26 protein-coding genes are annotated in these 26,582 nt (G+C 73.2%); 21 read left to right on the top strand and 5 right to left on the bottom strand.

Annotation, left to right across the window (positions count from 1 at the left end; all coding sequences use genetic code 11):
* The first annotated feature begins 199 nt into the window (after window positions 1-199).
* The 3 genes from ACIP9H_RS07900 to truA all read left to right on the top strand — a co-directional run bounded on the left by ACIP9H_RS07900 (window position 200) and on the right by truA (window position 2,749).
* Window positions 200-1,222, top strand: coding sequence for a DNA-directed RNA polymerase subunit alpha (locus ACIP9H_RS07900; RefSeq protein ID WP_319658499.1), 1,023 nt, complete (start codon window positions 200-202; stop codon window positions 1,220-1,222).
* Between the two features lie 82 nt (window positions 1,223-1,304).
* A complete protein-coding gene (rplQ, locus tag ACIP9H_RS07905) occupies window positions 1,305-1,808 on the top strand; it encodes a 50S ribosomal protein L17 (protein ID WP_401595179.1) in 504 nt (167 codons plus the stop codon).
* Window positions 1,809-1,882: 74 nt separating this feature from the next.
* Window positions 1,883-2,749 carry a tRNA pseudouridine(38-40) synthase TruA gene (gene truA / locus ACIP9H_RS07910; protein WP_401958178.1) on the top strand — a complete coding sequence of 289 codons (867 nt, stop codon included), beginning with the start codon at window positions 1,883-1,885 and terminating at the stop codon, window positions 2,747-2,749.
* Between the two features lie 250 nt (window positions 2,750-2,999).
* On the opposite strand, the gene ACIP9H_RS07915 is transcribed toward truA, so the two are convergent.
* Both ACIP9H_RS07915 and ACIP9H_RS07920 read right to left on the bottom strand, forming a co-directional pair.
* Entirely contained in the window at window positions 3,000-4,838 is a 1,839-nt protein-coding gene (locus tag ACIP9H_RS07915) for a hypothetical protein (RefSeq protein ID WP_401595175.1), read from the bottom strand.
* A gap of 34 nt (window positions 4,839-4,872) precedes the next feature.
* Entirely contained in the window at window positions 4,873-5,781 is a 909-nt protein-coding gene (locus tag ACIP9H_RS07920; RefSeq protein WP_401595173.1) for a hypothetical protein, read from the bottom strand.
* A gap of 66 nt (window positions 5,782-5,847) precedes the next feature.
* Between ACIP9H_RS07920 and ACIP9H_RS07925 the strand changes: the two genes are divergently transcribed.
* The 4 genes from ACIP9H_RS07925 to glmM all read left to right on the top strand — a co-directional run bounded on the left by ACIP9H_RS07925 (window position 5,848) and on the right by glmM (window position 10,245).
* Window positions 5,848-7,470: an ATP-binding cassette domain-containing protein gene (locus tag ACIP9H_RS07925; RefSeq protein ID WP_401595170.1), complete on the top strand. Its 1,623-nt coding sequence runs from the start codon at window positions 5,848-5,850 to the stop codon at window positions 7,468-7,470.
* A gap of 282 nt (window positions 7,471-7,752) precedes the next feature.
* On the top strand, window positions 7,753-8,199 hold the full coding sequence (gene rplM, locus ACIP9H_RS07930) for a 50S ribosomal protein L13 (RefSeq protein ID WP_401595167.1): 447 nt from the start codon (window positions 7,753-7,755) through the stop codon (window positions 8,197-8,199).
* A gap of 40 nt (window positions 8,200-8,239) precedes the next feature.
* Entirely contained in the window at window positions 8,240-8,740 is a 501-nt protein-coding gene (gene rpsI, locus ACIP9H_RS07935; RefSeq protein ID WP_360902447.1) for a 30S ribosomal protein S9, read from the top strand.
* Between the two features lie 146 nt (window positions 8,741-8,886).
* A complete protein-coding gene (gene glmM, locus ACIP9H_RS07940; RefSeq protein ID WP_401958182.1) occupies window positions 8,887-10,245 on the top strand; it encodes a phosphoglucosamine mutase in 1,359 nt (452 codons plus the stop codon).
* Here the strand turns inward: glmM and ACIP9H_RS07945 are convergent.
* Both ACIP9H_RS07945 and coaA read right to left on the bottom strand, forming a co-directional pair.
* Entirely contained in the window at window positions 10,242-11,195 is a 954-nt protein-coding gene (locus tag ACIP9H_RS07945) for a DUF389 domain-containing protein (protein WP_401595160.1), read from the bottom strand. The two genes, glmM and ACIP9H_RS07945, sit on opposite strands and share 4 nt — an antisense overlap.
* 29 nt (window positions 11,196-11,224) lie before the next feature.
* Window positions 11,225-12,190 (bottom strand): type I pantothenate kinase, encoded by a 966-nt coding sequence (gene coaA / locus ACIP9H_RS07950; protein ID WP_401595197.1) that lies wholly within the window; start codon window positions 12,188-12,190, stop codon window positions 11,225-11,227.
* 188 nt (window positions 12,191-12,378) lie between these two features.
* Here coaA and ACIP9H_RS07955 point away from each other — a divergent pair, with 188 nt between their 5' ends.
* From ACIP9H_RS07955 to ACIP9H_RS08000, 10 genes are all read left to right on the top strand, one after another.
* Window positions 12,379-13,353, top strand: a complete 975-nt coding sequence (locus tag ACIP9H_RS07955; RefSeq protein WP_401595157.1) for an ATP-binding cassette domain-containing protein — start codon at window positions 12,379-12,381, stop codon at window positions 13,351-13,353.
* Window positions 13,350-14,159: an ABC transporter permease gene (locus tag ACIP9H_RS07960; RefSeq protein ID WP_401958187.1), complete on the top strand. Its 810-nt coding sequence runs from the start codon at window positions 13,350-13,352 to the stop codon at window positions 14,157-14,159. The genes ACIP9H_RS07955 and ACIP9H_RS07960 overlap by 4 nt, the downstream gene beginning before the upstream one ends.
* Before the next feature lie 84 nt (window positions 14,160-14,243).
* Window positions 14,244-16,091, top strand: a complete 1,848-nt coding sequence (gene glmS / locus ACIP9H_RS07965; RefSeq protein ID WP_401595152.1) for a glutamine--fructose-6-phosphate transaminase (isomerizing) — start codon at window positions 14,244-14,246, stop codon at window positions 16,089-16,091.
* 13 nt (window positions 16,092-16,104) lie between these two features.
* Window positions 16,105-16,473, top strand: a complete 369-nt coding sequence (locus tag ACIP9H_RS07970; RefSeq protein WP_401958190.1) for a holo-ACP synthase — start codon at window positions 16,105-16,107, stop codon at window positions 16,471-16,473.
* Between the two features lie 672 nt (window positions 16,474-17,145).
* Window positions 17,146-18,600, top strand: coding sequence for an NAD(P)H-hydrate dehydratase (locus ACIP9H_RS07975; protein WP_401958193.1), 1,455 nt, complete (start codon window positions 17,146-17,148; stop codon window positions 18,598-18,600).
* 69 nt (window positions 18,601-18,669) lie between these two features.
* Complete coding sequence (locus ACIP9H_RS07980) at window positions 18,670-19,608, top strand: L,D-transpeptidase (protein ID WP_401595146.1); 939 nt, start codon at window positions 18,670-18,672, stop codon at window positions 19,606-19,608.
* Between the two features lie 35 nt (window positions 19,609-19,643).
* Window positions 19,644-20,780 carry an alanine racemase gene (alr, locus tag ACIP9H_RS07985; RefSeq protein ID WP_401958196.1) on the top strand — a complete coding sequence of 379 codons (1,137 nt, stop codon included), beginning with the start codon at window positions 19,644-19,646 and terminating at the stop codon, window positions 20,778-20,780.
* 32 nt (window positions 20,781-20,812) lie between these two features.
* On the top strand, window positions 20,813-22,162 hold the full coding sequence (locus tag ACIP9H_RS07990) for an alpha/beta fold hydrolase (RefSeq protein WP_401958198.1): 1,350 nt from the start codon (window positions 20,813-20,815) through the stop codon (window positions 22,160-22,162).
* A gap of 11 nt (window positions 22,163-22,173) precedes the next feature.
* Entirely contained in the window at window positions 22,174-22,701 is a 528-nt protein-coding gene (gene tsaE, locus ACIP9H_RS07995; RefSeq protein WP_401595140.1) for a tRNA (adenosine(37)-N6)-threonylcarbamoyltransferase complex ATPase subunit type 1 TsaE, read from the top strand.
* A 134-nt stretch (window positions 22,702-22,835) separates the two neighbouring features.
* A complete protein-coding gene (locus ACIP9H_RS08000) occupies window positions 22,836-23,015 on the top strand; it encodes a hypothetical protein (protein ID WP_401958202.1) in 180 nt (59 codons plus the stop codon).
* A gap of 49 nt (window positions 23,016-23,064) precedes the next feature.
* Here ACIP9H_RS08000 and ACIP9H_RS08005 read toward each other — a convergent pair whose 3' ends face one another.
* A complete protein-coding gene (locus ACIP9H_RS08005; RefSeq protein ID WP_401595136.1) occupies window positions 23,065-23,628 on the bottom strand; it encodes a hypothetical protein in 564 nt (187 codons plus the stop codon).
* Window positions 23,629-23,765: 137 nt separating this feature from the next.
* Here ACIP9H_RS08005 and tsaB point away from each other — a divergent pair, with 137 nt between their 5' ends.
* Genes tsaB through ACIP9H_RS08025 form a run of 4 tightly spaced genes read left to right on the top strand, consistent with a single transcriptional unit; the run spans window position 23,766 to window position 26,278 of the window.
* Window positions 23,766-24,419, top strand: a complete 654-nt coding sequence (tsaB, locus tag ACIP9H_RS08010) for a tRNA (adenosine(37)-N6)-threonylcarbamoyltransferase complex dimerization subunit type 1 TsaB (RefSeq protein ID WP_401958205.1) — start codon at window positions 23,766-23,768, stop codon at window positions 24,417-24,419.
* Window positions 24,420-24,436: 17 nt separating this feature from the next.
* Window positions 24,437-24,931, top strand: a complete 495-nt coding sequence (gene rimI / locus ACIP9H_RS08015; RefSeq protein WP_360902952.1) for a ribosomal protein S18-alanine N-acetyltransferase — start codon at window positions 24,437-24,439, stop codon at window positions 24,929-24,931.
* The gene (tsaD, locus tag ACIP9H_RS08020; protein WP_401958208.1) at window positions 24,924-26,030 is read left to right on the top strand and encodes a tRNA (adenosine(37)-N6)-threonylcarbamoyltransferase complex transferase subunit TsaD; all 1,107 of its coding nucleotides are present in this window, start codon (window positions 24,924-24,926) and stop codon (window positions 26,028-26,030) included. Before rimI ends, tsaD begins: the two co-directional genes overlap by 8 nt.
* Window positions 26,027-26,278, top strand: a complete 252-nt coding sequence (locus tag ACIP9H_RS08025; RefSeq protein ID WP_401958211.1) for a hypothetical protein — start codon at window positions 26,027-26,029, stop codon at window positions 26,276-26,278. Before tsaD ends, ACIP9H_RS08025 begins: the two co-directional genes overlap by 4 nt.
* The last annotated feature ends 304 nt before the right edge of the window (window positions 26,279-26,582 follow it).

Consider the following 26,582-nt stretch of genomic DNA (forward strand, 5'->3'; position numbering starts at 1 on the left):
ACACGTGCGCCCCCCGCCCCACGCGCCGCGGTTTGTCACTTGGGTGGGGCGGGCGCCGGGCCCGGGTTTATCCGGGGGGTGCGGGGGGGGGGGGCGCTACCCCCCCCCCACCGCCCGTACCCTTGCAGTATCGATATCGGGCACACGCCCGGCGGCTCGGCATCAAATAGCGGGTGCCGATGACTGGAAGGCTTCATCCATGCTGATCGCTCAGCGCCCCTCGTTGACCGAAGAGGTCGTCGACGAATTCCGCTCCCGGTTCGTGATCGAGCCGCTGGAGCCGGGCTTCGGCTACACCCTCGGCAACTCGCTCCGCCGCACGCTCCTCTCCTCGATCCCGGGTGCCGCCGTCACCTCGATCCGGATCGACGGTGTCCTGCACGAGTTCACCACCGTGCCGGGCGTCAAGGAGGACGTCACCGACCTCATCCTCAACATCAAGCAGCTGGTCGTCTCCTCGGAGCACGACGAGCCGGTCGTGATGTACCTGCGCAAGCAGGGCCCCGGTGTGGTCACCGCCGCCGACATCGCGCCCCCGGCCGGTGTCGAGGTGCACAACCCCGACCTCGTCCTGGCCACGCTGAACGGCAAGGGCAAGCTGGAGATGGAGCTGACCGTCGAGCGCGGTCGCGGCTACGTCTCCGCCGTGCAGAACAAGCAGCAGGGCCAGGAGATCGGCCGCATCCCGGTCGACTCCATCTACAGCCCGGTGCTCAAGGTCAGCTACAAGGTCGAGGCGACCCGTGTCGAGCAGCGCACCGACTTCGACAAGTTGATCGTCGACGTCGAGACCAAGCCGGCCATGCGTCCCCGTGACGCCGTGGCGTCGGCGGGCAAGACCCTCGTCGAGCTGTTCGGCCTCGCCCGCGAGCTGAACGTCGACGCCGAGGGCATCGACATGGGCCCGTCCCCGACGGACGCCGCCCTGGCGGCCGACCTCGCGCTCCCGATCGAGGAGCTCGAGCTCACCGTCCGTTCCTACAACTGCCTCAAGCGCGAGGGCATCCACTCCGTGGGTGAGCTCGTGGCGCGCTCCGAGGCCGACCTGCTCGACATCCGCAACTTCGGTGCGAAGTCGATCGACGAGGTCAAGGCGAAGCTGGCCGGCATGGGCCTGGCCCTCAAGGACAGCCCGCCCGGATTCGACCCGACCGCCGCCGCCGACGCCTTCGGCGCGGACGACGACGTCGACGCCGGCTTCGTCGAGACCGAGCAGTACTGATCTGACTGCCCCCAGGCGCCCGCTTGGGGGGCCCTGACACCGGTACCTGACACGGCCGGTGCAGAGATTGAGGAGAAACACCATGCCGAAGCCCGCCAAGGGTGCCCGTCTGGGCGGCAGCGCCGCGCACGAGCGTCTGCTTCTCGCGAACCTCGCGAAGTCGCTGTTCGAGCACGGTCGCATCACCACCACCGAGGCCAAGGCGCGCCGTCTGCGTCCGGTCGCGGAGCGCCTGATCACCAAGGCGAAGAAGGGCGACATCCACAACCGTCGCCTGGTGCTGCAGACGATCACGGACAAGAGCATCGTCCACACGCTCTTCACCGAGATCGCCCCGCGGTACGAGAACCGCCCGGGTGGCTACACCCGCATCACCAAGATCGGCAACCGTCGCGGCGACAACGCGCCGATGGCGGTCATCGAGCTGGTGGAGGCGCTGACCGTGGCCCAGCAGGCCACGGGCGAGGCGGAGGCCGCGACCAAGCGCGCGGTCAAGGAGGCCGAGGCCAAGACCGAGGCTCCGGCCGAGGCCGAGGACAAGGCCGAGGCTGCCGAGGCTCCGGCCGAGGAGTCCAAGGACGCGTAAGGCGTACTCGGACGGGCCCGCCCCCAGATTCCTGGGGGCGGGCCCGTTCCGTTTGAGGACAGGTGGAGTGACGGGTGAGTGACGAGGTGGCTCCCGGCTTGGTCCGGGTGCGGCTGGACCTGGCGTACGACGGCGCCGAGTTCTCCGGGTGGGCCAAGCAGCGCAGCCGGCGGACCGTGCAGGGCGAGCTGGAGTCGGCCCTCCAGACCGTGCTGCGGCTGCCCGACCCGGTCGAACTGACCGTGGCCGGACGGACGGACGCGGGCGTGCACGCCCGCGGACAGGTCGCGCACGTGGACCTGCCGGAGGAGGCCTGGGCGGCGGAGGGCGACAAGCTGCTGCGCCGGCTGGCCGGACGGCTGCCCTGGGACGTACGGGTGTGGAGGGTCTCGCGGGCCCCCGCGGGCTTCAACGCGCGCTTCTCCGCGATCTGGCGGCGCTACGCCTACCGGGTCGGCGACCACCAGGGCGGGGTCGACCCGCTGCTGCGCGGCCATGTGCTGTGGCACGACCGGCCGGTCGACGTCGACCTGATGAACGAAGCGGCGCGAAAGCTGCTGGGCGAGCACGACTTCGCGGCCTACTGCAAGAAGCGCGAGGGCGCGACGACCATCCGCACCCTGCTGGAACTGCACTGGGAGCGCGACCCCTCCGGCGTGGCCGTGGCGACCGTCCGCGCGGACGCGTTCTGCCACAACATGGTGCGCGCCCTGGTCGGAGCCATGCTGCTGGTCGGTGACGGACACCGCCCCGAGGGCTTCCCCGGCGAGGTGCTGGCCGGCCGCGTCCGGCACTCGGCGGTCAACGTCGTGCGGCCGCACGGCCTGACCCTGGAGGAGGTCGGCTACCCCGCGGACGAACTCCTCGCCGCCCGCAACCTCGAAGCCCGCAACCTCCGCACCCTCCCCTGCGCTCCCTCGGGGGCGAGGCACGGGGCGTGAGCGTGCTCCCTGGGGGCGCGGGGAACGGCGCGGTCAGCCCGGGCGGACCCGCCACGGACCCACGCAGGCCGGCCCGCGGGTAACCGTGGCGGGCGTGATCGGTGGGGGTGAGCATGCCCCCTCGGGGAACGAGGCGTGGCGGGCGAGCGTGCTCCCTGGGGGCGCGGGGAACGGCGCGACCAGCCCGAGCGGACCCGCGCCGGACGCACGCAGCCAGCCCACGCAGCCGGCCCACGCAGCCGTTTCCGGTCTACCGGCGACGCAGCGCCGCAACCACCTGCGCCAGCACGTACGCCGCGCCCAGTGACGTCACCACGAGCGGGATCGTCCGCACGTGCCCGTGGAAGGCGCTGTACCAGGTGAACGCGGCGCCCGGCAGCAGGAACAACAGGTAGAGCGCGCGCAGCAGCCACCAGCCGTGGGGCAGCCGGACGGGGGTGCCCGGCGCGGGGAACGCCAGGGCGCTCTCGTCCGCGGTGAGCGAGTCCTTGACGCCGGTCAGGAAGCCCCGCTGGGCCAGTATCCGCGCGCCGGGCAGCCCGTCGAGGACGCCCGGATGGTCCCCGAAGCCTTCCGGGAGGGCCGGCAGGCCCAGTGCCGCGGCGGTGTCCGCGAGCCGCCGTGCGGGGGCGTCCGTGCCGCGCAGTAGGGATGTCAGGGGCCGCGGGTCCGGTATCCCGAAGGCGGCCGCGAGCGCCGCGGCGGTGGAGCCGGCCCTGTCGAGGGAGGGGACGGGCGCGCCTGGTGCCCATTCGTGGGCGGCCAGTCTCCTGCCGCGGGAGGAGAGCGTGATCCCGTAGCGGTCGCCGGACCTCTGGAGGACGACGGCCGGCCACTTCTCGCCCGCCGTGAACAGGTCGACCACGCCCGCGAGACTGCCCTCGCCGGTCAGTTCCACATACGTGAAGCGCCCACCGGCGGGCGCCAGCCGCAGCCCCGCGCGGCAGAGCAGCGCGGCCTGGGCGACGGCGGGCAGCGGCGCAGCGGCCACCGCGAGGGCGCGCGGCGCCCACTCCGGCGGACTGGCCGGGGCCGGCGGCCGCGGCGGGGCGTGGAAGAAGCGGGTCCGGATGGCGACCTGCATGCGCACGCCGGTGCGGAAGTCCAGGAATTCCTGGCGCGGGTCGGCGCCCAGGTAGGCCCAGGGGAGGCTGGTGGCGTGGACGCCGATGTCCCGGAAGACGGCCAGCGCCTCGTCCCAGCGGCTCGTCCGGAGCAGCATGAGGGCGAGGTGGTTGCGGAAGCCCGCGGCCTCCGGGTCGCCGGGTTCGTACCAGGTGGACAGCTCCAGGGCGCGGTCGACGGCGGCGGCGATGCGGGCCGGGTCGATGACGTCCTCGCCGTCGTCGGGGGCGCCGCCGGCGACGATGTCGTACTCGACGGCGGCCAGCAGCGGCAGGGAGTTGATCAACGAGCCGGGCAGCGCCTCCTCGGCGGCCTGCTCGGCGAAGTCGAACATCTCCTCGTGGGAGCCGTACCACTTCGCGCACAGGTACTGCATCGCGGTGGCGTGGCAGCCGTAGTGGTGGGGGGAGCGTTCGACGGCCTCGGACCAGTACGCGTCGAAGATCTCGCGGGAGGCCTGGATGCCGCGGGCGTGGGTGAGCGCGATGCGCCACGGCACGGGGTCGGAGGGGTTGAGCTCGGCGGCGCTGCCGATCACCGGGACGGCGTCCTTGAGCAGGGCGAAGAAGGCCTTGAACTGCTCGGGTTCGACGTCCTGGGCGCGGGCGCCGCTGCGTATCTCCCATGCCTGGAGGAGGGACAGGTCGGCCTTGACCAGGGTCGCGTCCGGGTCGGCTGGGGAGGCCGCCAGCCAGGCGTCGAGCCAGCCGGGGTTGTGCAGCGCGAACTGCGCCATCTCCGCCACGTACACGTCCCGCCGCTCCCACTCGCAGCCCAGCCGGGTCGCCGACAGCAGGTCCCGGGCCGGGGTGTGGTCGCCCGCGCCCGCCGCGGCGAGCGCGGCGCGCAGCGGGGCGCCGGGCACGTCGAGCACGACGGCCTCGTCCGGCGGCAGCCCGGCGCCGACGGCGGTGCCGTGGCGGAGCATGCGGGGGAGGGTCAGCAGCGTTCGCAAGGAGGGCATGCCGTTCCGGTCCGGGGGGCGGGGGAGGGGCGGGTCAGTTGTCCGGGGAGGCCGTGGCGGAGGTCGCCGCGGCGGCGGCCTGGGACCTTCCGCGCTGGACGATCCGGTGGAAGGCGTAGTCGGAGCCGTCCGTGCCCGCCTGCCTGGCAACGGTGTCGGAGGCGGTGACGCGTGCGTTGTTCTTCAGTCCGGCGATGGTGAAGTAGGCGTAGCGGCCCGTGGCGTTGCTGGTCGTACGGCACGAGGTGGCCCGGCAGAAGGCGCCCGCGCCGCCGCCGGGCAGCGGCTTGAGGTACCCCTCGGCCTGCGACTTGGCCCGGCCGGCCGCGGACGGGTCGCCGAAGACGGCCACACCGACGGTGACGGCGGCCCGGCCGCCGGTGTAGGTGACGCGCAGGAGCCTGCCGCAGCCGTTCCTGCGCAGCACGGCGGCGAGCTCGGCCGAGGTCGCGGAGGAGCAGTTCCCCTCCTCGGCGCCGGTCTTGGTGTACGTGCGGCCGCCCCGCACGAGCTGCCTGCCGGGGAACAGACCCGCCACCGTCAGCGGGGCGGTGTCCTTGCCCCGGTCGGAGATGTAGGCCAGCGGGTCGAGCGGCGGCGCGGAGACCCCGGAGGACGAGGGTGCCGGCGGCAGCGCCACCCCGGAGGGGGCGGACGAGCCGGCCACGGCGGTGGCGACGATCCCCGTGACGGCGGCGACGGCGGCGAGGACGCCGCCACCCGTGAGGGCGAGCCTGCGGCGCCGGGCGCGGTACCTCGCCCGCTCCGCCCGGTCCGCCAGCGCCGCCCAGTCCGGCCGCGGGGCCCGGAGGCCGGGGCCGCCGGCGAGGTCGCCGCGCAGGGCCGGGCGCTCTCCCGCGGGTGTCCGGGACGCGCTGTGCGGTCCCGGTGGCGCGGTCCGTCCCCGGTCCGGGTTGTGCGGCTGCTGCGGCCCTTCAGTCATGGCGCGGATTCTATAGAGGAGAAAACCCGTTTGGCGGCGGGCGGCCGCGCAACGAGAATCCAGGACATGGGACATGTCGACGTTGCACATCTGGAGTACTACCTGCCGGACGGGCGGGTGCTGCTCGGCGATGTCTCGTTCCGGGTGGGCGAGGGCGCCGCGGTGGCCCTCGTGGGGGCGAACGGCGCGGGCAAGACCACGCTGCTGCGCCTGATCTCGGGGGACTTGAAGCCGCACGGCGGCACGGTCACCGTCGGCGGCGGACTCGGCGTGATGCCGCAGTTCGTCGGCTCGGTACGGGACGACCGCACCGTGCGCGACCTGCTGGTGTCGGTCTCCCCGCCGCGCATCCGCGAGGCGGCCGCGGCGGTCGACGCCGCCGAGCTGGAGATCATGGCGCAGGACGACGAGGCCGCTCAGCTCGCGTACGCGCAGGCGCTGAGCGACTGGGCCGAGGCGCGCGGCTACGAGGCCGAGACGGTCTGGGACATGTGCACCATGGCCGCCCTCGGCGTCCCGTACGAGCGCGCGCAGTGGCGCGAGGTGCGGACGCTGTCGGGCGGCGAGCAGAAACGCCTCGTCCTGGAGGCGCTGCTGCGCGGCACCGACGAGGTGCTGCTGCTCGACGAGCCGGACAACTACCTGGACGTTCCGGGCAAGCGCTGGCTGGAGGAGCAGCTGCGGCAGACCCGCAAGACGGTGCTCTTCGTCTCCCACGACCGCGAACTGCTGGCCCGCTCCGCCGAGAAGATCGTCTCCGTCGAGCCGGGTCCGGCGGGGTCGGACGTGTGGGTGCACGGCAGCGGCTTCGCCACGTACCACGAGGCGCGCCGCGAGCGCTTCGCCCGCTTCGAGGAGCTGCGGCGGCGCTGGGACGAGGAGCACGCCAAGCTGAAGAAGCTGGTGCTGACACTGCGTCAGCAGGCGGCGATCAGCCCTGACATGGCGTCCCGCTACCGGGCCGCGCAGACCCGGCTGAAGAGGTTCGAGGACGCGGGCCCGCCGCAGGAGCCGCCGCGCGAGCAGGACATCCGCATGCGGCTGTCCGGCGGGCGCACCGGCGTGCGCGCCGTCACCTGCGAGCGCCTGGAGCTGACCGGGCTGATGAAGCCGTTCGACCTGGAGGTCTTCTACGGCGAGCGGGTCGCGGTGCTGGGCTCGAACGGCTCCGGCAAGTCGCACTTCCTGCGGCTGCTGGCGGGGGACGCCGGTGTCCGGCACACGGGGCAGTGGAAGCTGGGCGCGCGGGTCGTGCCGGGGCACTTCGCGCAGACCCACGCGCACCCGGAGCTGCTCGGGCGCACGCTCGTCGACATCCTGTGGACGGAGCACGCCCGCGACCGGGGCAAGGCGATGTCCGCCCTGCGCCGGTACGAGCTGGACCGCCAGGGCGACCAGCGCTTCGACCAGCTGTCGGGCGGGCAGCAGGCGCGCTTCCAGATCCTGCTGCTGGAGCTGTCCGGCACCACGGCGCTGCTGCTGGACGAGCCGACGGACAACCTGGACCTGGAGTCGGCGGAGGCGCTCCAGGAGGGCCTGGAGGCGTTCGACGGGACCGTGCTCGCGGTGACGCACGACCGCTGGTTCGCCCGCAGCTTCGACCGCTTCCTGGTCTTCGGGTCGGACGGGGTCGTCCGGGAGGTGCCGGAGCCGGTGTGGGACGAGACACGCGTGGCGCGGGAGCGCTAGCCGCCCGAACGGCCGGCCGAGCGGCGCGTACGCCGTGTGCGGAGGGGCCCGCACACGGCGGTCGGCGGCGCGTTTTGACCCGAACAGGGCGGCGCGGGTATTCTGCAGGTTCGTTATGCGTATTGGCTTGCTCGTTCTCACGTGAGAGGCCGCTACGCCGGTCCACCGGGCCGATGACCAGCGTTCGTCCAGCGGTTGCGTCGCCGCAGGACGACAGGGCTGTCGTGATCGTCCGGGTGGCCTTGTCAGTACCCACTCACTGAAGAAGCGAAGGCTACGACCGTGCGTACGTTCAGCCCCAAGCCCGGCGATGTCCAGCGCCAGTGGCACGTCATTGACGCGCAGGACGTCGTCCTGGGCCGACTGGCGGCCCACACCGCGTCCCTCCTCCGGGGCAAGCACAAGCCGGTGTACGCGCCTCACGTTGACACTGGTGACTTCGTCATCATCATCAACGCCGACAAGGTGCACCTGTCCGGCAACAAGAAGCAGCAGAAGCTCGCCTACCGCCACTCCGGCTTCCCCGGCGGTCTGCGCTCCGTTCGTTACGACGAGCTGCTCGACAAGAACCCGGAGAAGGCCATCGAGAAGGCCGTCCGAGGCATGCTGCCCAAGAACACCCTGGGCCGCCAGATGCTCTCGAAGCTGAAGGTCTACGCGGGTGCCGAGCACCCGCACGGCGCTCAGCAGCCGGTTCCGTTCGAGATCAGCCAGGTCGCGCAGGGCTAGTCCCGGCCACCGTCAACACAGAAAGCATCTGAGGAGAATCGTGGCCGAGACCACCGCTGAGACCCCTCTCGTCGAGGACGGCGAGATCGTGGAGACCATCGAGATCCCGGAGGAGTACACCTCCGAGTCCCTCGCATCCCGCTTCGGCGAGCCCCAGCCGGCCGCCGGCACGGGCCGCCGCAAGGAGTCCGTCGCCCGCGTCCGGATCATCCCGGGCTCCGGCAAGTGGACCATCAACGGTCGCACCCTTGAGGAGTACTTCCCCAACAAGGTGCACCAGCAGGAAGTCAACGAGCCGTTCAAGATCCTTGAGCTCGACGGCCGTTACGACGTCATCGCCCGCATCAACGGCGGCGGCATCTCCGGCCAGGCCGGTGCGCTGCGCCTGGGCGTCGCCCGTGCGCTGAACGAGGCGGACGTGGACAACAACCGCGGCCCGCTCAAGAAGGCCGGCTTCCTGACCCGCGACGCTCGCGAGATCGAGCGGAAGAAGGCCGGTCTGAAGAAGGCCCGCAAGGCGCCTCAGTACAGCAAGCGCTGATCAACCCGCGTGCTGCGCTGCGCGTACGCCCCGGAGACACTTTCTGCGTCTCCGGGGCGTACGTGTTTCGGGGGATAGTGGCGTATAACCGGACGAACGCCCGCTGGACACGGGGCGACGCACGGCAACATCTCGGAGGGAATACTGTGGGACGACTCTTCGGTACGGACGGTGTGCGCGGCGTCGCCAACGCCGATCTGACGGCCGAGCTGGCGCTCGGGCTGTCGGTCGCGGCAGCGCACGTGCTGGCCGAGGCGGGCACGTTCGAGGGCCACAGGCCGGTGGCCGTGGTGGGGCGTGATCCCCGGGCGTCCGGAGAGTTCCTGGAAGCGGCCGTGGTGGCGGGACTCGCCAGCGCGGGCGTGGACGTTCTGCGGGTGGGCGTGCTGCCGACCCCGGCTGTGGCGTATCTCACCGGTGCGCTCGGCGCGGACCTCGGCGTGATGCTCTCCGCGAGCCACAACCCGATGCCCGACAACGGCGTGAAGTTCTTCGCCCGGGGCGGCCACAAGCTCGCCGACGAGCTGGAGGACCGCATCGAGTCCGTCTACGAGGAGCACCGCACCGGCGCCCCCTGGGACCGCCCGACCGGCGCCGGCGTCGGCCGGGTCCGGGACTACGACGAGGGCTTCGACCAGTACGTCGCCCACCTGATCGGCGTGCTGCCCAACCGCCTCGACGGGCTGACGATCGTCCTGGACGAGGCGCACGGCGCGGCTGCCCGCGTCTCGCCCGAGGCCTTCGCCCGGGCCGGCGCCGAAGTGGTCACCATCGGCGCCCAGCCGGACGGCCTCAACATCAACGACGGCTGCGGCTCCACCCACATGGAACTGCTCAAGGCCGCCGTCATCGAGCACCACGCGGACCTCGGCATCGCCCACGACGGCGACGCCGACCGCTGCCTGGCCGTGGACCACCTCGGCAACGAGGTCGACGGCGACCAGATCCTGGCCGTCCTGGCGCTCGCCCTGCGCGAGGCCGACCAGCTGCGCAAGAACACCGTCGTCGGCACCGTCATGTCCAACCTGGGCTTCAAGCTCGCCATGGAGCGCGAGGGGATCGACCTGATCCAGACCGCCGTCGGCGACCGCTACGTGCTGGAGTCCATGAAGGAGCACGGCTACGCGCTCGGCGGCGAGCAGTCCGGGCACGTGATCATCCTCGACCACGCCACCACCGGCGACGGCACCCTCACCGGCCTCATGCTGGCCGCCCGGATCAGCGCCACCGGCCGCACGCTGGCCGACCTGGCGCAGGTCATGGAGCGGCTGCCGCAGGTGCTGATCAACGTCCGCGACGTCGACAAGCACCGCGTGCACTCCTCGCCCGAGCTCACCGCCGCCGTCGCCGAGGCCGAGGCCGAGTTGGGCACCACCGGGCGCGTCCTGCTGCGCTCCTCGGGCACCGAGCCGCTGGTGCGCGTCATGGTCGAGGCCGCCGACATCGACCACGCCCGCTCGGTCGCCGGCCGGCTCGCCGACGTGGTGAAGTCCGCGCTCGGCTAGACCGCGAACGACCCCGGTCCCGTACGCCGCCTGCGCTGCACCGCCCAGAAGCCCTTCTGGGCGAGCAGCGTCAGGACGCCCGCGATGACGATGCCCGCCAGGTTCACACCCAGCTGGGCCGACGAGCCCCACAGCTCGCGGTAGTCGCCGTAGCTCAGCGCCAGGGCGGCGTTGGCGGCGGCCGGGACGGTCGTCACCGAGATCGCCACCCCGACCAGGGCCCCGGACTTGGCGGAGGTCAGCGAGAGGATGCCGGCGACCCCGGCGAGCAGCGCCACCACGAGGGAGCTCAGGTCCGGCTGCCAAATGAACTCGGTGGACGGGTGGGGCGCGGTGAAGGCCGCCTCGCTGAAGACCCCGAGCACGTCCATCAGGTAGTTGAAGCCGCCCGTGAGCACCATCGCGAGCGGGAAGCCGACCAGCAGCGCGACCAGCGAGCGCCGGGCCAGCGCGAGCCGCCCGCGTACCAGTCCGGTGCACACTCCGGCCAGCGGGCCGAACTCGGGGCCGACGACCATCGCGCCCACGATGAGGATCGCGCTGTCCAGCATCACGCCGCAGGCGGCCAGCATCGTGGCGACCGACAGGAACGCCAGGTAGGTGACGGTGAGCGTGGACTCCTCGTGCGTCGCCTCGGTCAGCGACTCCCACAGCACGGCGTCCGCGCCCTCGCCCGGTGCCTCCTGCTCGGCCTTGTCGGCCCGCCGGGAGAGCGTGAGGTCGATCTGCTCGACCGTGATCGCGCCGGTGTCGGCGATGCCGAGGCCCCGCAGACCGTGCAGCAGTTCGTCGGCGGACTCGCGGGCCACGTCGCACAGCACGACGTCGCCGCGCGGGTTGCGCGCGGCGCCGGCCAGCACGGCCACGTGGGCGGTGCCCACGGTCCGTTCCACGAGCGAGACCACCCGGTCGGTGTCGGCCTCCGGGACGATCATCCGAAGATGCAGCATGCGCGCAGGCTACCGGGCCCGGCGCCCCCCTAGAGCTTGCGCAGGGACAGCTTCTGCACCTTGTGGTCGGCGCCCTTGCGCAGCACCAGGGTGGCCCGGCCGCGGGTCGGCAGCACGTTCTCCAGCAGGTTCGGCTGGTTGATGGCGCGCCAGGTGTGCCGGCCGTACTCCATGGCCTCCTCCTCGGAGACCTCGGTGTACCGGTGGAAGTACGACCGCGGGTTCTGGAAGGCGGTCTCGCGCAGCTTGCGGAAGCGCGCCAGGTACCACTGCTCGATGTCCTCGGTGCGCGCGTCCACGTACACGCTGAAGTCGAAGTAGTCGGCCAGTGCCACACGCGTGCGGCCGTCCTTGCCGGGCAGGGCCGGCTGGAGGACGTTGAGCCCCTCGACGATGAGGATGTCCGGGCGCCGGACCACCAGCTCCTCACCGGGCACGATGTCGTAGATCAGGTGGGAGTAGACCGGTGCCCGCACCTCGTCCTTGCCGGCCTTCACATCGGCGACGAAACGCGTCAGCGCCCGCCGGTCGTACGACTCGGGGAAGCCCTTGCGGGACATCAGCCCGCGGCGCTGGAGCTCGGCCTTGGGCAGCAGGAAGCCGTCGGTGGTGACCAGTTCCACCCGCGGGTGCTCCGGCCAGCGGGCCAGCAGCGCCTGGAGGATGCGGGCGGTGGTGGACTTGCCGACCGCCACGCTGCCCGCGACCCCGATGACGAAGGGCGTGCCCGACTGGGCGCCGTGGCCGCCCGCGGAGTCGTCCAGAAAGGTGTTGACCGCGCCGCGCAGGCCATGGGTGGCGCCGACGTACAGGTTCAGCAGCCGCGACAGCGGCAGGTAGACGTCGATCACCTCGTCCAGGTCGATGACGTCGCCGAGGCCCCGCAGCCGCTCGACCTCCTCGGCCGAGAGCGGCAGCGGGGTGCGGTCGCGCAGCGCGCTCCACTCGGCCCGGGTCAGGTCGACGTACGGGGTCGGCTCGGCGCGGCGGCGCATGGGGTGGGGCGAAGTCGTCGGCGGCACGGACTCATTGTTGCGCCGGGATGAACGGCGTTCGCGGCGGGGTCGCCCGGGGCGGCCGACATCCGCTGTCAGCCGCCTGTCGGCCCGTTGTCAGTGGGGGAGAGGACAGTGGTGCGCATCGCACGAAGACCGCAGGAACCGGCACGGGGAGGACATCGCGGATGAGTTACGCGATCCAGGCGGAGGGCCTGGTCAAACGCTTCAAGGAGACGGAGGCCCTGTCCGGCGTGGACCTGGCCGCCCGGACCGGCACCGTGCTCGGTGTGCTCGGCCCCAACGGGGCCGGCAAGACCACCGCGGTGCGCATCCTCGCCACGCTGCTGCGGCCCGACGGCGGCCGCGCCCTGGTCGGCGGGCACGACGTCGTGCGGGAGGCGGGCGCGGTGCGCGCCCTGGTCGGACTCACCGGGCAGTACGCCGCGGTGGACGAGATGCTCACCGGCCACGAGAACCTGCTGATGATCGCCCGCCTGCTCGGACTGCCCCGGCGCGAGGCCCGGGCCCGGGCGACCGGCCTGCTGGAGGACTTCCGGCTGTCGGACGCGGGCGGCAGGGCCGCCAAGACGTACTCCGGCGGCATGCGCCGCCGCCTCGACCTCGCCGCGAGCCTCGTCGGCCGGCCCCGCATCCTCTTCCTCGACGAGCCCACCACCGGCCTGGACCCGCACAGCCGCAACGAGCTGTGGGACATCGTCCGCACCCTGGTGGGGGACGGCACGACGGTCCTGCTGACCACGCAGTACCTGGAGGAGGCCGACCAGCTCGCCGACGACATCGCCGTCATCGACCGCGGCCGCGTGATCGCCGAGGGCACCCCCGACGGCCTCAAGGAGCAGGTCGGCGGCCAGGTGCTCCAGGTGCGCCCGATGAACGCCGACGACCTGCCGAAGGTGCACGCCATGGTCTCGGTGATCGCCGGCCCCGCCGCCACCGTGGAGAACGGCGCGGTCACCGCCCCCGTGAACGACCCCGAGCTGATGCCCGCCGTCGTCCGGCGGCTGGACGAGGCCGGGGTGCAGGTGGGCGAGCTCACCCTGCGCCGCTCCAGCCTCGACGAGGTGTTCCTCTCCCTGACCGGGCACCGCGCGATGGACGGCACGACGACCGACGAGGACAAGACGGAGGCGCTGGTATGACCGCCGTGACCCTGGACGTGACGCCGCCGGCCGCCAAGGTGCGGCCCTGGGACGGGCTGCAGCAGACCGGCACCCTCGCCTGGCGCAACCTGGTGCAGATCAAGCACAACCCGATGGAACTGATGGACCTCAGCGTCCAGCCCATCATGTTCGTCCTGCTGTTCACCTACGTCTTCGGCGGCCAGATGGCCGGTTCGCCGGACGCCTACCTCCAGTACGCACTCCCCGGGATCATCGTGCAGAACGCGCTGTTCGCCACGATGAACACCGCGATGGGCCTGAACATCGACCTCACCAAGGGCGTCCTGGACCGGCTGCGCTCCCTGCCCATCGCGCGCTCCGCCCCGCTCATGGGCCGCGTCGTCGCCGACCTCGGCAAACAGCTGTGGTCGCTGCTGCTGATGCTCGGCCTCGGCATGCTGATGGGCTTCGACGTGAACGGCGGCGTCCCCGGCGTGCTCGGCGCGGCGGGCCTGCTGCTGGTCTTCGCCCTGGCGATGTCGTGGATGACGCTGCTCATCGGGATGCTGGTCTCCGAGCCGGAGAAGGTGATGACCTTCGGCTTCGTCCTGGTGATGCCGCTGACCTTCACCTCCAGCGCCTTCGTGCGGGCCGACACGATGCCCGGCTGGCTCAAGGCCTGGGCCGACGTCAATCCCGTCACCCGTCTGGCCGACGCGGTGCGGGCCCTGACGACCGGCACCGGCGAGGTCGCCGGCCCGGTGATGTGGTCGCTGCTGTGGGCCGCCGGAATCGCCGTGGTGTTCGTCCCCCTGGTGATGCGCGCCTACCGCGCGCGGACCTGACCGAGCGCCTCCCGGTGCCCCGGATGCCCGGCCTCCCGGGCATCCGGGCGCCCCGCTCCGGGTTCGCCGCTTAGAGTTCTCCTCATGTGCGGAATCGTGGGATACGTGGGCGGGCAGTCCGCTCTCGACGTGGTCATCGCAGGGCTCAAGCGCCTGGAGTACCGGGGTTACGACTCCGCCGGCGTCGCCGTCCTGGCGGACGGGGGCATGGCGGCGGCCAAGAAGGCGGGCAAGCTCGCCAACCTGGAGAAGCTGCTCGACGAGCGCCCGCTGCCGACCGGCCCGGCCGGCATCGGCCACACCCGCTGGGCCACCCACGGCGGCCCCACCGACGCCAACGCGCACCCGCACCTGGACAACGCGGGCCGGGTCGCCGTCGTCCACAACGGCATCATCGAGAACTTCGCGGCCCTGCGCGCGGAACTCGCCGAGCGCGGCCACGACCTGCACTCCGAGACCGACACCGAGGCCGTCTCCCACCTCCTCGCCGAGGCCTACTCCTCCACCGGCGACCTCACCGAGGCCATGCGCCAGGTGTGCCGCCGCCTGGACGGCGCCTTCACCCTCGTCGCCGTCCACGCCGACGAGCCGGACGTCGTGGTCGGCGCCCGCCGCAACTCCCCGCTCGTCGTGGGCGTCGGCGACGGCGAGAACTTCCTCGCCTCCGACGTGTCGGCCTTCATCGAGCACACCCGCGAGGCGATCGAGCTCGGCCAGGACCAGGTCGTCGAGCTGCGCCGGGAGGGCGTCACCGTCACCGACTTCGAGGGCAAGCCCGCCGAGGTCCGGCCGTACCACATCGACTGGGACGCCTCCGCCGCCGAGAAGGGCGGCTACGACTACTTCATGCTCAAGGAGATCGCCGAGCAGCCCAAGGCCGTCGCCGACACGCTGCTCGGCCGGATCGACGCGAGCGGCCAGCTCACGCTCGACGAGGTCCGCATCCCCGCCTCCGTGCTGCGCGAGATCGACAAGATCGTGATCGTCGCCTGCGGCACCGCCTTCCACGCCGGCATGATCGCCAAGTACGCGATCGAGCACTGGACCCGCGTGCCCTGCGAGGTCGAACTCGCCAGCGAGTTCCGCTACCGCGACCCGATCCTCGACTCCCGCAGCCTCGTCGTGGCCATCAGCCAGTCCGGCGAGACCATGGACACCCTCATGGCCCTGCGGCACGCCCGCGAACAGGGCTCCAAGGTGCTTGCGATCTGCAACACCAACGGCTCCACCATCCCCCGCGAGTCCGACGCGGTCCTGTACACCCACGCCGGCCCCGAGGTCGCCGTCGCCTCCACCAAGGCGTTCCTCACCCAGGTGGTGGCCTGCTACCTCGTCGCCCTCTACCTCGGCCAGGTCCGCGGCACGAAGTGGGGCGACGAGGTCAACGCCGTCATCCGCGAGCTCTCGCAGATCTCCCGGCAGGTCGAGCAGGTCCTGGAGACCATGGAGCCGGTGCGCGAACTCGCCCGCTCCCTGGCGGACAAGAACACCGTCCTCTTCCTCGGCCGCCACGTCGGCTACCCCGTCGCCCTCGAAGGCGCGCTCAAGCTCAAGGAGCTCGCCTACATGCACGCGGAGGGCTTCGCCGCCGGCGAGCTCAAGCACGGGCCCATCGCGCTCATCGAGGACGACCTGCCGGTCGTCGTGGTCGTCCCCTCCCCGCGCGGACGGTCCGTGCTCCACGACAAGATCGTCTCCAACATCCAGGAGATCCGGGCCCGGGGCGCCCGCACGATCGTCATCGCGGAGGAGGGCGACGAGTCCGTCGTCCCCTACGCCGACCACCTCATCCGCGTGCCGCAGACGCTGACCCTGCTCCAGCCGCTGGTCGCGACCGTGCCGCTGCAGGTCTTCGCCTGCGAACTCGCCACGGCCCGCGGCAACGAGGTGGACCAGCCGCGCAACCTCGCGAAGTCCGTCACCGTCGAATGAGCCGGGGGGCCGCGTGATCATCGGGGTCGGCATCGACGTCGCGGAGATCGACCGCTTCGGCGAGTCCCTGGAGCGCACACCCGGCCTGGCCGAACGCCTCTTCCTCCCCGGCGAACTCCACCTCCCCAGCGGGGCGCGCCGCGGCACCGCCTCCCTCGCGGCGCGCTTCGCCGCGAAGGAGGCCGTCGCGAAGGCGCTGGGAGCCCCGGGGGGGCTCCACTGGGCGGACGCGGAGGTCGTCACGGAGGACTCCGGGCGGCCCCGTCTCGTCGTACGGGGGACGGTCGCGGCGGCGGCGGAGGCGCTGGGGGTGCGGGTGTGGCACGTGTCGCTCAGTCATGACGCGGGCGTCGCGTCGGCAATGGTGATCGCCGAGGGGTAACGCTGCGCTTCGCCTGACCGTGCCCAGGCCTTTTTCCCCGCCCTCCCGCCCTCCCCCAACCTTCGGCCGGGGGTGCCCCCAGCCCGGCGCGGTAAGTGCGGGCCCTGCGCTGCGTGCGTTTGGGGGTCGGTGCCGCGCCGGGGTACTCCCCCAGCCTTCGGCTGGGGGGACCCCCACAGCGCTCGCGGGCTACGCCAACGTCCTGGGTACCGCAGTCGCCGCTCGTCTCCCCCAGCTACCGCTGGGAGGTGCCCCCACCGGGCGCACCCCGCCACACCCCCTCCCGGGCCGGTTGGGGCGACTGACGGCCGGTGGGGTGTCTGTTGGCGGCGACGGCGGAGCAGGTCGCTGGCGCGGCGCCTACGGGTGCCCGAGCACGGTGCCGCTTCACACCACCCTCCGGGGATCAGGCGCATGGCGAAACCTGAGGGGGCGGGGTCGGAGGGGTGGCGTTCTGGACACTGGAGCATATTTGGGTGCACAACCCGGGGTGATCAGGCCGGGTACCTGAGGCACCTAAATGTGCTGTCCAGAATGGCAGCCCCGGAGGCCCCGAACCCGGCCCCCGGACAACGCGCGTCGGGGCGCGTGACTTCACAGGGCTCACGGGCGGGTGGGTGGGGGGAGAAACCCGGGCAGCAACATACGCGCGGGGATGGGAACATGGGCCCCATGCGGGTTGCGCACAACGTGAACACCGTGAGGGCCGCCGAGCGCGAGCTCATGTCCCGTGTGCCGGACGGCACACTGATGCAGCGTGCCGCCGCAGGCCTCGCCGCCGCCTGCGCGACAGCGCTCGGCGGTGGCGCGTACGGCGCCCGCGTCGTCGTGCTGACGGGCAGCGGGGACAACGGCGGCGACGCCCTGTACGCGGGCGCGCGGCTCGCCCGGCGCGGGGCGGGAGTGACGGCCGTGCTGCTCTCCCCGGAGAAGGCGCACCCCGGCGGGCTGGCCGCGCTGCGCGCGGCCGGCGGCCGGGCGGTGACGCCGGCGGACGTGGACGCCGAGGCGCTGATCCACCGCGCCGACCTCGTCCTGGACGGCATCGTGGGCATCGGCGGCAAGGGCGGTCTGCGCCCGGAGGCGGTGCCGCTGGCTGAGGCCGCGCACGCGGCGCCGGCGATCGTGGTCGCCGTCGACCTGCCCAGCGGTGTGGACGCGGACACCGGTGAGGTCCGCGGCGCGGCGGTGCGGGCCGACATGACGGTGACGTTCGGTACGTACAAGCCGGGTCTGCTGATCGACCCCGCCGCCGAGTACGCGGGCGCCCTGCGCCTGATCGGCATCGGCCTGGAGCCGCCCGCCCCGGACCTGGAGGCGTTGCAGCACGTGGACGTGGCGGCGCTGCTGCCGCATCCGTCGGCGGAGAGCGACAAGTACCGCCGCGGGGTGGTCGGCGTGGTCGCGGGGTCGGAGCGCTACCCCGGCGCGGCCGTGCTCGCGGTGGCGGGCGCGCTGCGCGCCGGCGCGGGGGCCGTGCGGTACGTGGGCCCGGGCGCGCGGGCGGTGATCGCGCGTTTCCCGGAGGCGCTGGTGTCGGCGGGGCCGCCGCACAAGGCGGGCCGGGTGCAGGCCTGGGTGGTCGGCCCGGGGCTCGGCGACGGGTCGGAGGCGCGGCAGTCCGTGGCGGACGTGCTCGCCTCGGACGTCCCGGTGCTGGTGGACGCCGACGGGCTGCGGCTGCTGGACCGCGCGGCCGTGCGCGGGCGTTCCGCGCCCACCGTGCTGACCCCGCACGCGGGCGAGGCGGCGGCGCTGCTGGGCGTGGCCCGGGAGGAGGTCGAGGCGTCCCGGCTGGTCTTCGTACGGCGGCTGGCGGCGGAGTTCGGCGCGACGGCGCTGCTGAAGGGCTCGACGACGCTGGTGGCGGACCCGGAGGCGGGCGTGCCTGTACGGGTCAATCCGACGGGGACGCCCTGGCTGGCCACGGCCGGCAGCGGGGACGTGCTGTCCGGCATCACCGGCTCGCTGCTCGCCGCGGGCCTCGCGGCGCGTGACGCCGCGTCGGCCGGCGCGTATCTGCACGGTCTCGCGGCGCGCGTTGCAGCCGGGGCGGTGGGGGCACCGGTCGCGGCGCACGACGTGGCCGACGCGGTTCCCGATGCCTGGCGGAGCGTCAGATCGTAGCTGGGCGAAACGGGTGGAGTCCGCGCGCGGAGTGTTCCGGCGGGCGGCGTCGCGTCTATCCGTCAAGGCATGGGAAGAACGTACGCCTGCCGGGGGGCGCGGTTGTGCACCGCCGCCCTGGTCGTCCTGTCCGCCCTGGGCGCAGAGACGACGGCCTCCGCCGATGATCACCACCCCGTGAAGCTGGAAGACTACGTCGCCGGGGTCCCGTTCCAGCAGTACGACCTGCCGGGGCCCGCCGACACCCCGGACCAGGGGCTGCCGCCCAAGCACGTGGACCACTCGCACGACGCCCAGGAGAACCGCGGCGACTACGACGAGGAGGAGGCGGAGGAGGAGCAGGCGCCCATCGACCCGCAGCAGGTCGAGTGGCTGCCCCCCGACGAGGCCGCCGCCGGACGTCTGTCGCCGTACTGCACCCCGCTCGCCGGCCCGTACCAGCGGGACGTGGAGAGGCTGCTGGGGCTGCCGGTGGACGGCAAGCAGTCCGAGGACGACTGCTACGCCATCCAGCGCTACCAGCAGGAGAGCGAGATCCTGCCCGACACCGGGTTCGCCGGGCCCACCACCTTCGGCCACCTGCGCCTGGACCTGGCCATCCGCCAGGGCCCGAACGCGGGCCGCCAGTGCATGACCCCGGCCAAGGGGCAGCGCGTCGCGTGCGTGGACCTGACCCGGCAGATCGTGTGGGTGCAGACCAGTGCGTCGAACGTGGTCTTCGGGCCGGTCTCGATGCGCAGCGGGCGTACGGGCTTCGCGACCCGCACGGGGCGCTTCAAGGTCTACTGGCGCCACCGCGACCACGTGTCCGACCTCTACGACGCGCCCATGCCCTTCAGCCAGTTCTTCAGCGGCGGCCAGGCCCTGCACGCCATCACCGGCAGCGTCTACCGCCCGCCGGGCTCGCACGGCTGCGTGAACCTGTCCACGCCCGACGCGGGCCGGCTGTGGAACATCCTGAAGCTCCATGACCAGGTGCATGTCTTCGGGCACAAGTCCGGCACGTGACGGGGGCACCGGGCGGGCCTGAGACACTGGGCGCGATGGATGAGACGAATCTGCGTGCCCAGGCCACGATCGATCTCGCCGCGCTGCGGTCGAACGTCGCGGCGCTGCGCGCCCGTGCGCCCCGTTCCGGGCTGATGGCCGTGGTCAAGGCGGACGCCTATGGCCACGGCATGGTCCCGGCCGCCCGGGCGGCGCTGGAGGCCGGCGCCGCCTGGCTCGGGGCCGCCACGCCCGAGGAGGCGCTGGCGCTGCGGGCCGCGGGGATCACCGCCCCGGTGCTGTGCTGGCTTTGGACGCCGAACGGGCCGTGGCGCGACGCGGTCGAGGCGGACCTCGACGTGACGGTCAGCGGGCTGTGGGCGCTGCGCGAGGCGGCCGCGGCGGCCGAGGCCGCCGGCCGCACCGCCCGGGTGCAGCTCAAGGCGGACACCGGGCTGGGCCGCAACGGCGCCCAGCCCGCCGACTGGGCGGACCTGGTGACCGCCGCCCGCGCCGCCGAGGAGGCGGGGCTGGTCAAGGTGACCGGCCTGTGGTCGCATTTCGCGTGCGCCGACGAGCCCGGGCACCCCTCCAACGCCGCCCAGCTGGCCGTCTTCCGCACCGCGCTGGAGACCGCCGAACGTGCCGGGCTGCGCCCCGAGGTGCGGCACATGGCCAACTCCCCGGCGACGCTCACCCTGCCCGAGGCGCACTTCGACCTCGTGCGGACCGGTGTCGCCATGTACGGGATCTCGCCGGTCCCGCAGGTCGGCGGCCCGGCGGAGTTCGGGCTGCGGCCCGTGATGACGCTCTCCGCCCGCCTGGCCTCGGTCAAGCGGGTGCCCGGCGGACACGGCGTCGGCTACGGGCACCACTACACGACACCGGGCGACACCACCCTCGCCCTCGTCCCCCTCGGCTACGCGGACGGTGTCCCGCGGCACGCCTCGGGCACCGGACCGGTGCTGGTGGCGGGCAAGTGGCGGACCGCCGCGGGCCGGGTGGCGATGGACCAGTTCGTCGTGGACCTCGGCGGCGACCACGCCGAGGCCGGCGACGAGGCCGTGCTGTTCGGTCCCGGCGACCGCGGCGAGCCGACCGCCGAGGACTGGGCACGTGCCGCCGACACCATCGCGTACGAGATCGTCACCCGGATCGGGAGCCGGGTGCCGCGCGTCTACGTGGGTACGTAACCGCGTAGCCGAGGGGAAGCAGCGAAGACGACATGACCGGGTCCGAGAGCGGTAGCACGGCGGGGAGAGCGGTGGAGGCGGCCGAGGCGGTGGCCGGGGCCGCCGAGGCGGTCGCGGAGGCCGTGACGGGTGGTTTGGGCGGCGTGCTGTCGTCCGGCCGCTGGCGCAGCGCGGGGATAGCGGGCGCGGCCATCGGAGTCGTGGCGGCGGGTGCCGCCGCCGGCGTGGCGCTGGAGCGCGTCACCGTCGGCCGCAGCATGCGCCGGCGCGCGCGGCTCGCCCTCGATGTGTCCGGGCCCTACGGGTCGCTGCGCGGGATGCCGGGGCGGGTGGCCGCCGAGGACGGCACCGAGCTGTACTACGAGGTCGAGGAGGCCGATCCGGTCGCCGCCGACCCGGTCGCGCCGGCCCGCCGCTGGGGCCTGTTCCGGCGCCCCGGGCAGAACGCCCCGCTCACCGTGGTCTTCAGCCACGGCTACTGCCTCAACCAGGACTCCTGGCACTTCCAGCGCGCGGCCCTGCGCGGTGCGGTGCGCGCCGTGTACTGGGACCAGCGCAGCCACGGCCGCTCCGCCCGCGGCAACGACCAGGCGGACGGCGGGCGCGCCACCATCGACCAGCTCGGCCGCGACCTGATGCGGGTCGTCGACGCCGCCGTGCCGGAGGGCCCGGTGGTGCTCGTCGGGCACTCCATGGGCGGTATGACGGTCATGGCGCTGGCCGACCAGTTCCCCGAGTTCGTCCGGGAGCGCGTCGTGGGCTTCGCCTTCGTGGGCACGTCCTCCGGCAAGCTCGCCAGTGTGACGCTGGGCCTGCCGGCGGTGGGCGCGCGGGCGCTGCGGGCGCTGGCGCCGGGGGTGCTGCGCATTCTGGGCACCCAGGTGGACCTGGTGGAACGGGGGCGCCGGGCGACGGCCGACCTCTTCGCCGGGATCATCAAGCGCTACTCGTTCGGCTCGGACGTCGACCCGGCGGTCGCGCGGTTCGCCGAGCGGATGATCGAGTCGACGCCGATCGACGTGGTCGCCGAGTTCTACCCGGCCTTCACCGAGCACGAGAAGAGCGAGGCGCTGGACGTCCTGGACGGCCTGCCCGGACTGGTGCTCGCCGGGGACAAGGACCTGCTGACGCCCAGTGAGCACAGCCGGGCCATCGCCGAGCGGCTGCCCGACACCGAGCTGGTCGTCGTCCCCGGCGCCGGCCACCTGGTGATGCTGGAGGAGCCGGACCTGGTCAACACACACCTCGCCGCGGTGCTCGCCGAGGCGGCGGACGCCTCGCGCGCGCCCGTGCCGCAGGTGCTGCGCGAGCTGGCCGCGGCGCGGCCGGCGGTGCCGCGGCAGCAGGGCCGGTCCGACCGGACGGTCACCGGCGGCGCGTAGCATTCGGGCCCATGGGCATGGAAGCCATCGGCAGGGAAGCGATCCGGGTCGTCGTCAGGACCCCCGAGCAGATGCGGGAGCTGGGGCAGCGCCTCGCACCGCTGCTGCGGGCGGGTGATCTCGTCCTGCTCAGCGGGGACCTGGGCGCGGGCAAGACGACACTGACCCGCGGCCTGGGCGAGGCCATGGGCGTGCGCGGCGCGGTGACGTCGCCGACCTTCGTGATCGCGCGGGTCCATCCGTCGCTGACCGGCGGTCCGCCTCTGGTGCACGTCGACGCGTACCGGCTCGCCGGCGGTCTGGACGAGATGGAGGACCTGGACCTGGACGTCTCGCTCCCGGAGTCGGTCGTGGTCGTCGAATGGGGCGAGGGCAAGGTCGAGGAGCTGTCCGAGGACCGCCTCCAGCTGGTGATCCACCGTGCCGTGGGCGAGATCGCGTCCGGGAACGGGCAGGAGGACCACGACGTGCGCGAGGTGGTCGTCACCGGGGTCGGCGCCCGCTGGGCCGGGGAGGACCTGGTGGCGCTGGGCGCGTAACCGTTCCGACAAGCTGTCGGGAAGATGTTGCGCCGGGCACGGGTCACGTGTTCTTCTGGAGGTGCGAGGAGAAGTTAGGGCTGCCTAACCTCCAGCCCCTCGGACCACACCGCCCCCCGCCCCAGGAGGCAACCATGTCGGCCCACAAGGTGCCGGAGCCGGAGCCGGGCTACTCGGTGGAGGCACTGCTCGCCGCGTGTGCCGCGGCGAACGCGGTCAGTACGCCCCCTACGCCGCCGGAGCAGCCGGCGGAGCCCGACGTCCCGGACCCGCGGACCCCCGACGGGACAGCACCCGAGGCGGACGCGGCCTGAGCCGTTCACTCGGTCGGGTGATTCCTTGGCGCCGGCGTGAGCGGCCTGCTCAGCGGACGACCACGACCTTGGTGTCGATCGTGGCGAACTTCCACAGGGCCACGCCGTCCGGGCGCTTCTCGCGGATACCGCCGGTCTGCTGCGAGGGGTCCGGCTTGGGCAGCGACCCGTCACGGGCGGCGCTGAAGCCGACGATCACGTTGTCCACCGACGCGAAACGCACCACGTGCTCGATCGGGACCCCGTCGCCGCCGGTGCCGCTGGCACTGCGCGTCGTCACGTCGTACGTCCCCGGGTCCGGGTCCACCGTGCCCGGCACGACGACGTAGGTGCGGCTCACCGTGCCCGCGTCGCCCACCAGCCAGACGCGGTCCTGGCGCAGCGAGTACACCACGCGGCGGCCGCTGCCCGAGGCGGCGGGCAGCAGGAGCTTCTTGCCCGCGGAGGGGGACGTGGTGCCGGAGGGCGAAGTGCCGTCGTCCGTGGACACCGCCGCGCCGCCCGCGGTCACCTCCGTGGCGGAGCTGGAGGCCTGGACGGCGAGCACGCCGACGGCGGCCAGGGCGGCTGCGGTCAGTCCGGCCACGATCGTCCCTGAACCGATCCTTGCCACGGGGTCCTCCGGAAGTGGGGCGTCAGACTCAGGTTGACGTTAGCAGCCGGTGCGGGCGGGACCCGAGCGCCGCCCCCGTACCGGCGGGGACCCCGGTGGCGGCAGGGCCGCCCCGGTGAACGCCGTAGGCTGAACGCGTGCTGCTGCTTGCCTTCGACACCGCCACCCCCGCCGTGACCGTCGCCCTGCACGACGGGCGGCGCGTGCTCGCCGAGTCGACGGAGATCGACGCGCGCCGGCACGGCGAGCTGCTGATGCCCGCCGTGGACCGCGTGCTGCGCGAGGCCGGCGCCGAACCGGCCGACCTGACCGGACTGGTGGTCGGCGTCGGCCCCGGTCCCTACACGGGTCTGCGCGTGGGCCTGGTGACCGCCGCCGCCTTCGGGGACGTCCTCGGGGTGCCCGTGCACGGACTGTGCACGCTGGACGGCCTCGCCTACGCCGCCGGGATCGACGGCCCCTTCGTCGTGGCCACCGACGCCCGCCGCAAGGAGGTCTACTGGGCCCGCTACGAGGGCCCGCGCGGCCGCGTCGGCGACCCGGCGGTGGACCACCCGGCCGAGATCGCCGAGCACGTCGCGGGCCTGCCCGCGGTGGGCGCGGGCGCCGCGCTGTACCCGGGCGTCTTCACCGACGTCCGCCCGCCCGCCGACCAGTCCGCCGGCGCGCTCGCCGCGCTCGCCGCGGCGAAGCTGGCCGAGGGCGAGGACTTCCTCCCCCCGCTTCCGCTCTACCTGCGCCGCCCCGACGCGCAGGTGCCGGCCGGTTACAAGGCGGTCCTGCCGCAGTGACCGCCGTCCTGCGCGAGATGCGCTGGTGGGACCTGGAGCCGGTGATGGAGCTGGAGCACCTGCTCTTCCCCGACGACGCCTGGTCGCGCGGCATGTTCTGGTCCGAACTCGCCGACGCCCGGCACCCGGCCGCGACCCGGCACTACGTCGTCGCCGAGAAGGACGGGCGCCTGGTGGGCTACGCCGGTCTGGCCGCCGTGGCCGGCACCGGCGACGTACAGACCATCGCCGCCGCCCGCGACCAGTGGGGCACCGGCCTCGGCGCCCGCCTGCTGCGCGAACTGCTCCACCAGGCCACGTCGTTCGAGTGCCACGAGGTGCTGCTGGAGGTGCGGGTCGACAACATCCGCGCCCAGCGGCTCTACGAGCGCTTCGGCTTCGAGCCCATCGGATTCCGGCGCGGCTACTACCAGCCCGGCAACGTCGACGCCCTGGTCATGCGGCTCGGCGATCTGACGGCGGACACACGAGAAGCACCAGGTCTACAAGGAACTGAGACGACCCATGGCTGACGAGCCCCTTGTCCTCGGCATCGAGACGTCCTGCGACGAGACCGGTGTCGGCATCGTGCGCGGACACACGCTGCTGGCCGACGCGGTCGCGTCCAGCGTGGACGAGCACGCCCGATTCGGCGGCGTCGTCCCCGAGGTCGCCAGCCGCGCCCACCTGGAGGCGATGGTCCCCACCATCCGGCGCGCGCTGAAGGAGGCCGGCGTCGCCGCCTCCGACCTGGACGGCATCGCCGTCACCGCCGGACCCGGCCTTGCGGGCGCGCTGCTGGTCGGCGTCTCGGCCGCCAAGGTGTACGCCTACGCCCTCGGCAAGCCGCTGTACGGCGTGAACCACCTGGCCTCCCACATCTGCGTCGACCAGCTGGAGCACGGCGCCCTGCCCGAGCCCACGATGGCGCTGCTGGTCTCCGGCGGGCACTCCTCGCTGCTGCTGGCCCCCGACATCACCGGCGACGTCCGTCCGCTCGGCGCGACCATCGACGACGCGGCGGGCGAGGCCTTCGACAAGGTCGCCCGCGTGCTCGGCCTCGGCTTCCCCGGCGGCCCCGCCATCGACCGCGTCGCGCGCGAGGGCGACCGGGCCGCGATCCGCTTCCCCCGCGGCCTCACGGGCGGGCGGGACCCGCTGTACGACTTCTCCTTCTCCGGGCTGAAGACGGCCGTGGCCCGCTGGATCGAGTCCAAGCGCCGCGAGGGCGAGAACGTGCCCGTCGCCGACGTCGCCGCCTCCTTCCAGGAGGCCGTGGCCGACGTGCTGACCCGCAAGGCGATCCGCGCCTGCAAGGACAACGGCGTCGACCACCTCATGATCGGCGGCGGTGTCGCCGCCAACAGCCGGCTGCGCTCACTGGCCCAGGAACGCTGCGACGACGCGGGCATCGTGCTGCGCGTGCCCCGGCCCAAGCTGTGCACCGACAACGGCGCGATGGTGGCGGCACTCGGCGCGGAGATGGTCGCCCGCAACCGCCCGTCCTCGACGTGGGACCTCCCTGCCGACTCCTCGCTGCTGGTCACCGACGTGTCCGTGCCGGGCCACACCCACACCCACGACCACGACCACGTGCACGAGCTCAGCAAGGACAACCTCTACTCTTCATGACCGTCGCCCTGATGTGGGAGGCCCGCGCCGCGGAGGGCCGCGGGCCCGAACTCCTCGCGTGGGTCCGCGCCCGGACGCTGACGCCCGCCCCGCTGCGCCGGGAGACCTTCTCGGCCCCCCAGGACCGGGTGCTGGTCATCACCTGGTGGGACGCCGCGTACGACGCGGAACTCCCCGAACTGCCGGATCCGCCGCTGGCGCTGTGCCGGCGGGGTGTCCACCGCTGGCGCTTCGAGCCCGTGCCCTGACGCTTCGCGTCCGGTCAGGTTTTTTCCCCGCCCTCCCGCCCGTGTGCCCTGTGAAGTCAGGGCGCCCCGACGCGCGTTGTGTGGGGGCCGGGTTCGAGGCCTCCGAGGCTGCCATTCTGGACAGCACATTTAGGTGCCTCAGGGGCTTTCCGCTGAGCACCGCCGTCACGCACCCAAATATGCTCCAGTGTCCAGAACGCCACCCCTCCGACCCCGCCCCCTCAGGTCTCGTCATGCGCCTGATCCCCGGTGGGGGGTGTGGAGCGGCACCGTGCTCAGGCCATCCGTCGGCGCGGCGCGGCCG

Origin of the sequence: Streptomyces sp. NPDC088732 (assembly GCF_044751205.1) — a bacterium.
GTDB lineage: Bacteria > Actinomycetota > Actinomycetes > Streptomycetales > Streptomycetaceae > Actinacidiphila.

What these genes read in the sequence shown, in the direction of transcription:
- tsaE (WP_401595140.1), top strand. Translation starts at nt 22,174, where the DNA reads ATGGGCATGGAAGCCATCGGCAGGGAAGCGATCCGGGTCGTCGTCAGG.
- ACIP9H_RS07925 (WP_401595170.1), top strand. Translation starts at nt 5,848, where the DNA reads ATGGGACATGTCGACGTTGCACATCTGGAGTACTACCTGCCGGACGGG.
- ACIP9H_RS07980 (WP_401595146.1), top strand. Translation starts at nt 18,670, where the DNA reads ATGGGAAGAACGTACGCCTGCCGGGGGGCGCGGTTGTGCACCGCCGCC.
- ACIP9H_RS07915 (WP_401595175.1), bottom strand. Translation starts at nt 4,838, where the DNA reads ATGCCCTCCTTGCGAACGCTGCTGACCCTCCCCCGCATGCTCCGCCAC.
- ACIP9H_RS07990 (WP_401958198.1), top strand. Translation starts at nt 20,813, where the DNA reads ATGACCGGGTCCGAGAGCGGTAGCACGGCGGGGAGAGCGGTGGAGGCG.
- glmS (WP_401595152.1), top strand. Translation starts at nt 14,244, where the DNA reads ATGTGCGGAATCGTGGGATACGTGGGCGGGCAGTCCGCTCTCGACGTG.
- rplQ (WP_401595179.1), top strand. Translation starts at nt 1,305, where the DNA reads ATGCCGAAGCCCGCCAAGGGTGCCCGTCTGGGCGGCAGCGCCGCGCAC.
- ACIP9H_RS07975 (WP_401958193.1), top strand. Translation starts at nt 17,146, where the DNA reads ATGCGGGTTGCGCACAACGTGAACACCGTGAGGGCCGCCGAGCGCGAG.
- ACIP9H_RS07945 (WP_401595160.1), bottom strand. Translation starts at nt 11,195, where the DNA reads ATGCTGCATCTTCGGATGATCGTCCCGGAGGCCGACACCGACCGGGTG.
- tsaD (WP_401958208.1), top strand. Translation starts at nt 24,924, where the DNA reads ATGGCTGACGAGCCCCTTGTCCTCGGCATCGAGACGTCCTGCGACGAG.
- ACIP9H_RS08000 (WP_401958202.1), top strand. Translation starts at nt 22,836, where the DNA reads ATGTCGGCCCACAAGGTGCCGGAGCCGGAGCCGGGCTACTCGGTGGAG.
- coaA (WP_401595197.1), bottom strand. Translation starts at nt 12,190, where the DNA reads ATGCGCCGCCGCGCCGAGCCGACCCCGTACGTCGACCTGACCCGGGCC.
- ACIP9H_RS08025 (WP_401958211.1), top strand. Translation starts at nt 26,027, where the DNA reads ATGACCGTCGCCCTGATGTGGGAGGCCCGCGCCGCGGAGGGCCGCGGG.
- rimI (WP_360902952.1), top strand. Translation starts at nt 24,437, where the DNA reads ATGCGCTGGTGGGACCTGGAGCCGGTGATGGAGCTGGAGCACCTGCTC.
- ACIP9H_RS07900 (WP_319658499.1), top strand. Translation starts at nt 200, where the DNA reads ATGCTGATCGCTCAGCGCCCCTCGTTGACCGAAGAGGTCGTCGACGAA.
- alr (WP_401958196.1), top strand. Translation starts at nt 19,644, where the DNA reads ATGGATGAGACGAATCTGCGTGCCCAGGCCACGATCGATCTCGCCGCG.
- ACIP9H_RS07920 (WP_401595173.1), bottom strand. Translation starts at nt 5,781, where the DNA reads ATGACTGAAGGGCCGCAGCAGCCGCACAACCCGGACCGGGGACGGACC.
- ACIP9H_RS07960 (WP_401958187.1), top strand. Translation starts at nt 13,350, where the DNA reads ATGACCGCCGTGACCCTGGACGTGACGCCGCCGGCCGCCAAGGTGCGG.
- ACIP9H_RS07955 (WP_401595157.1), top strand. Translation starts at nt 12,379, where the DNA reads ATGAGTTACGCGATCCAGGCGGAGGGCCTGGTCAAACGCTTCAAGGAG.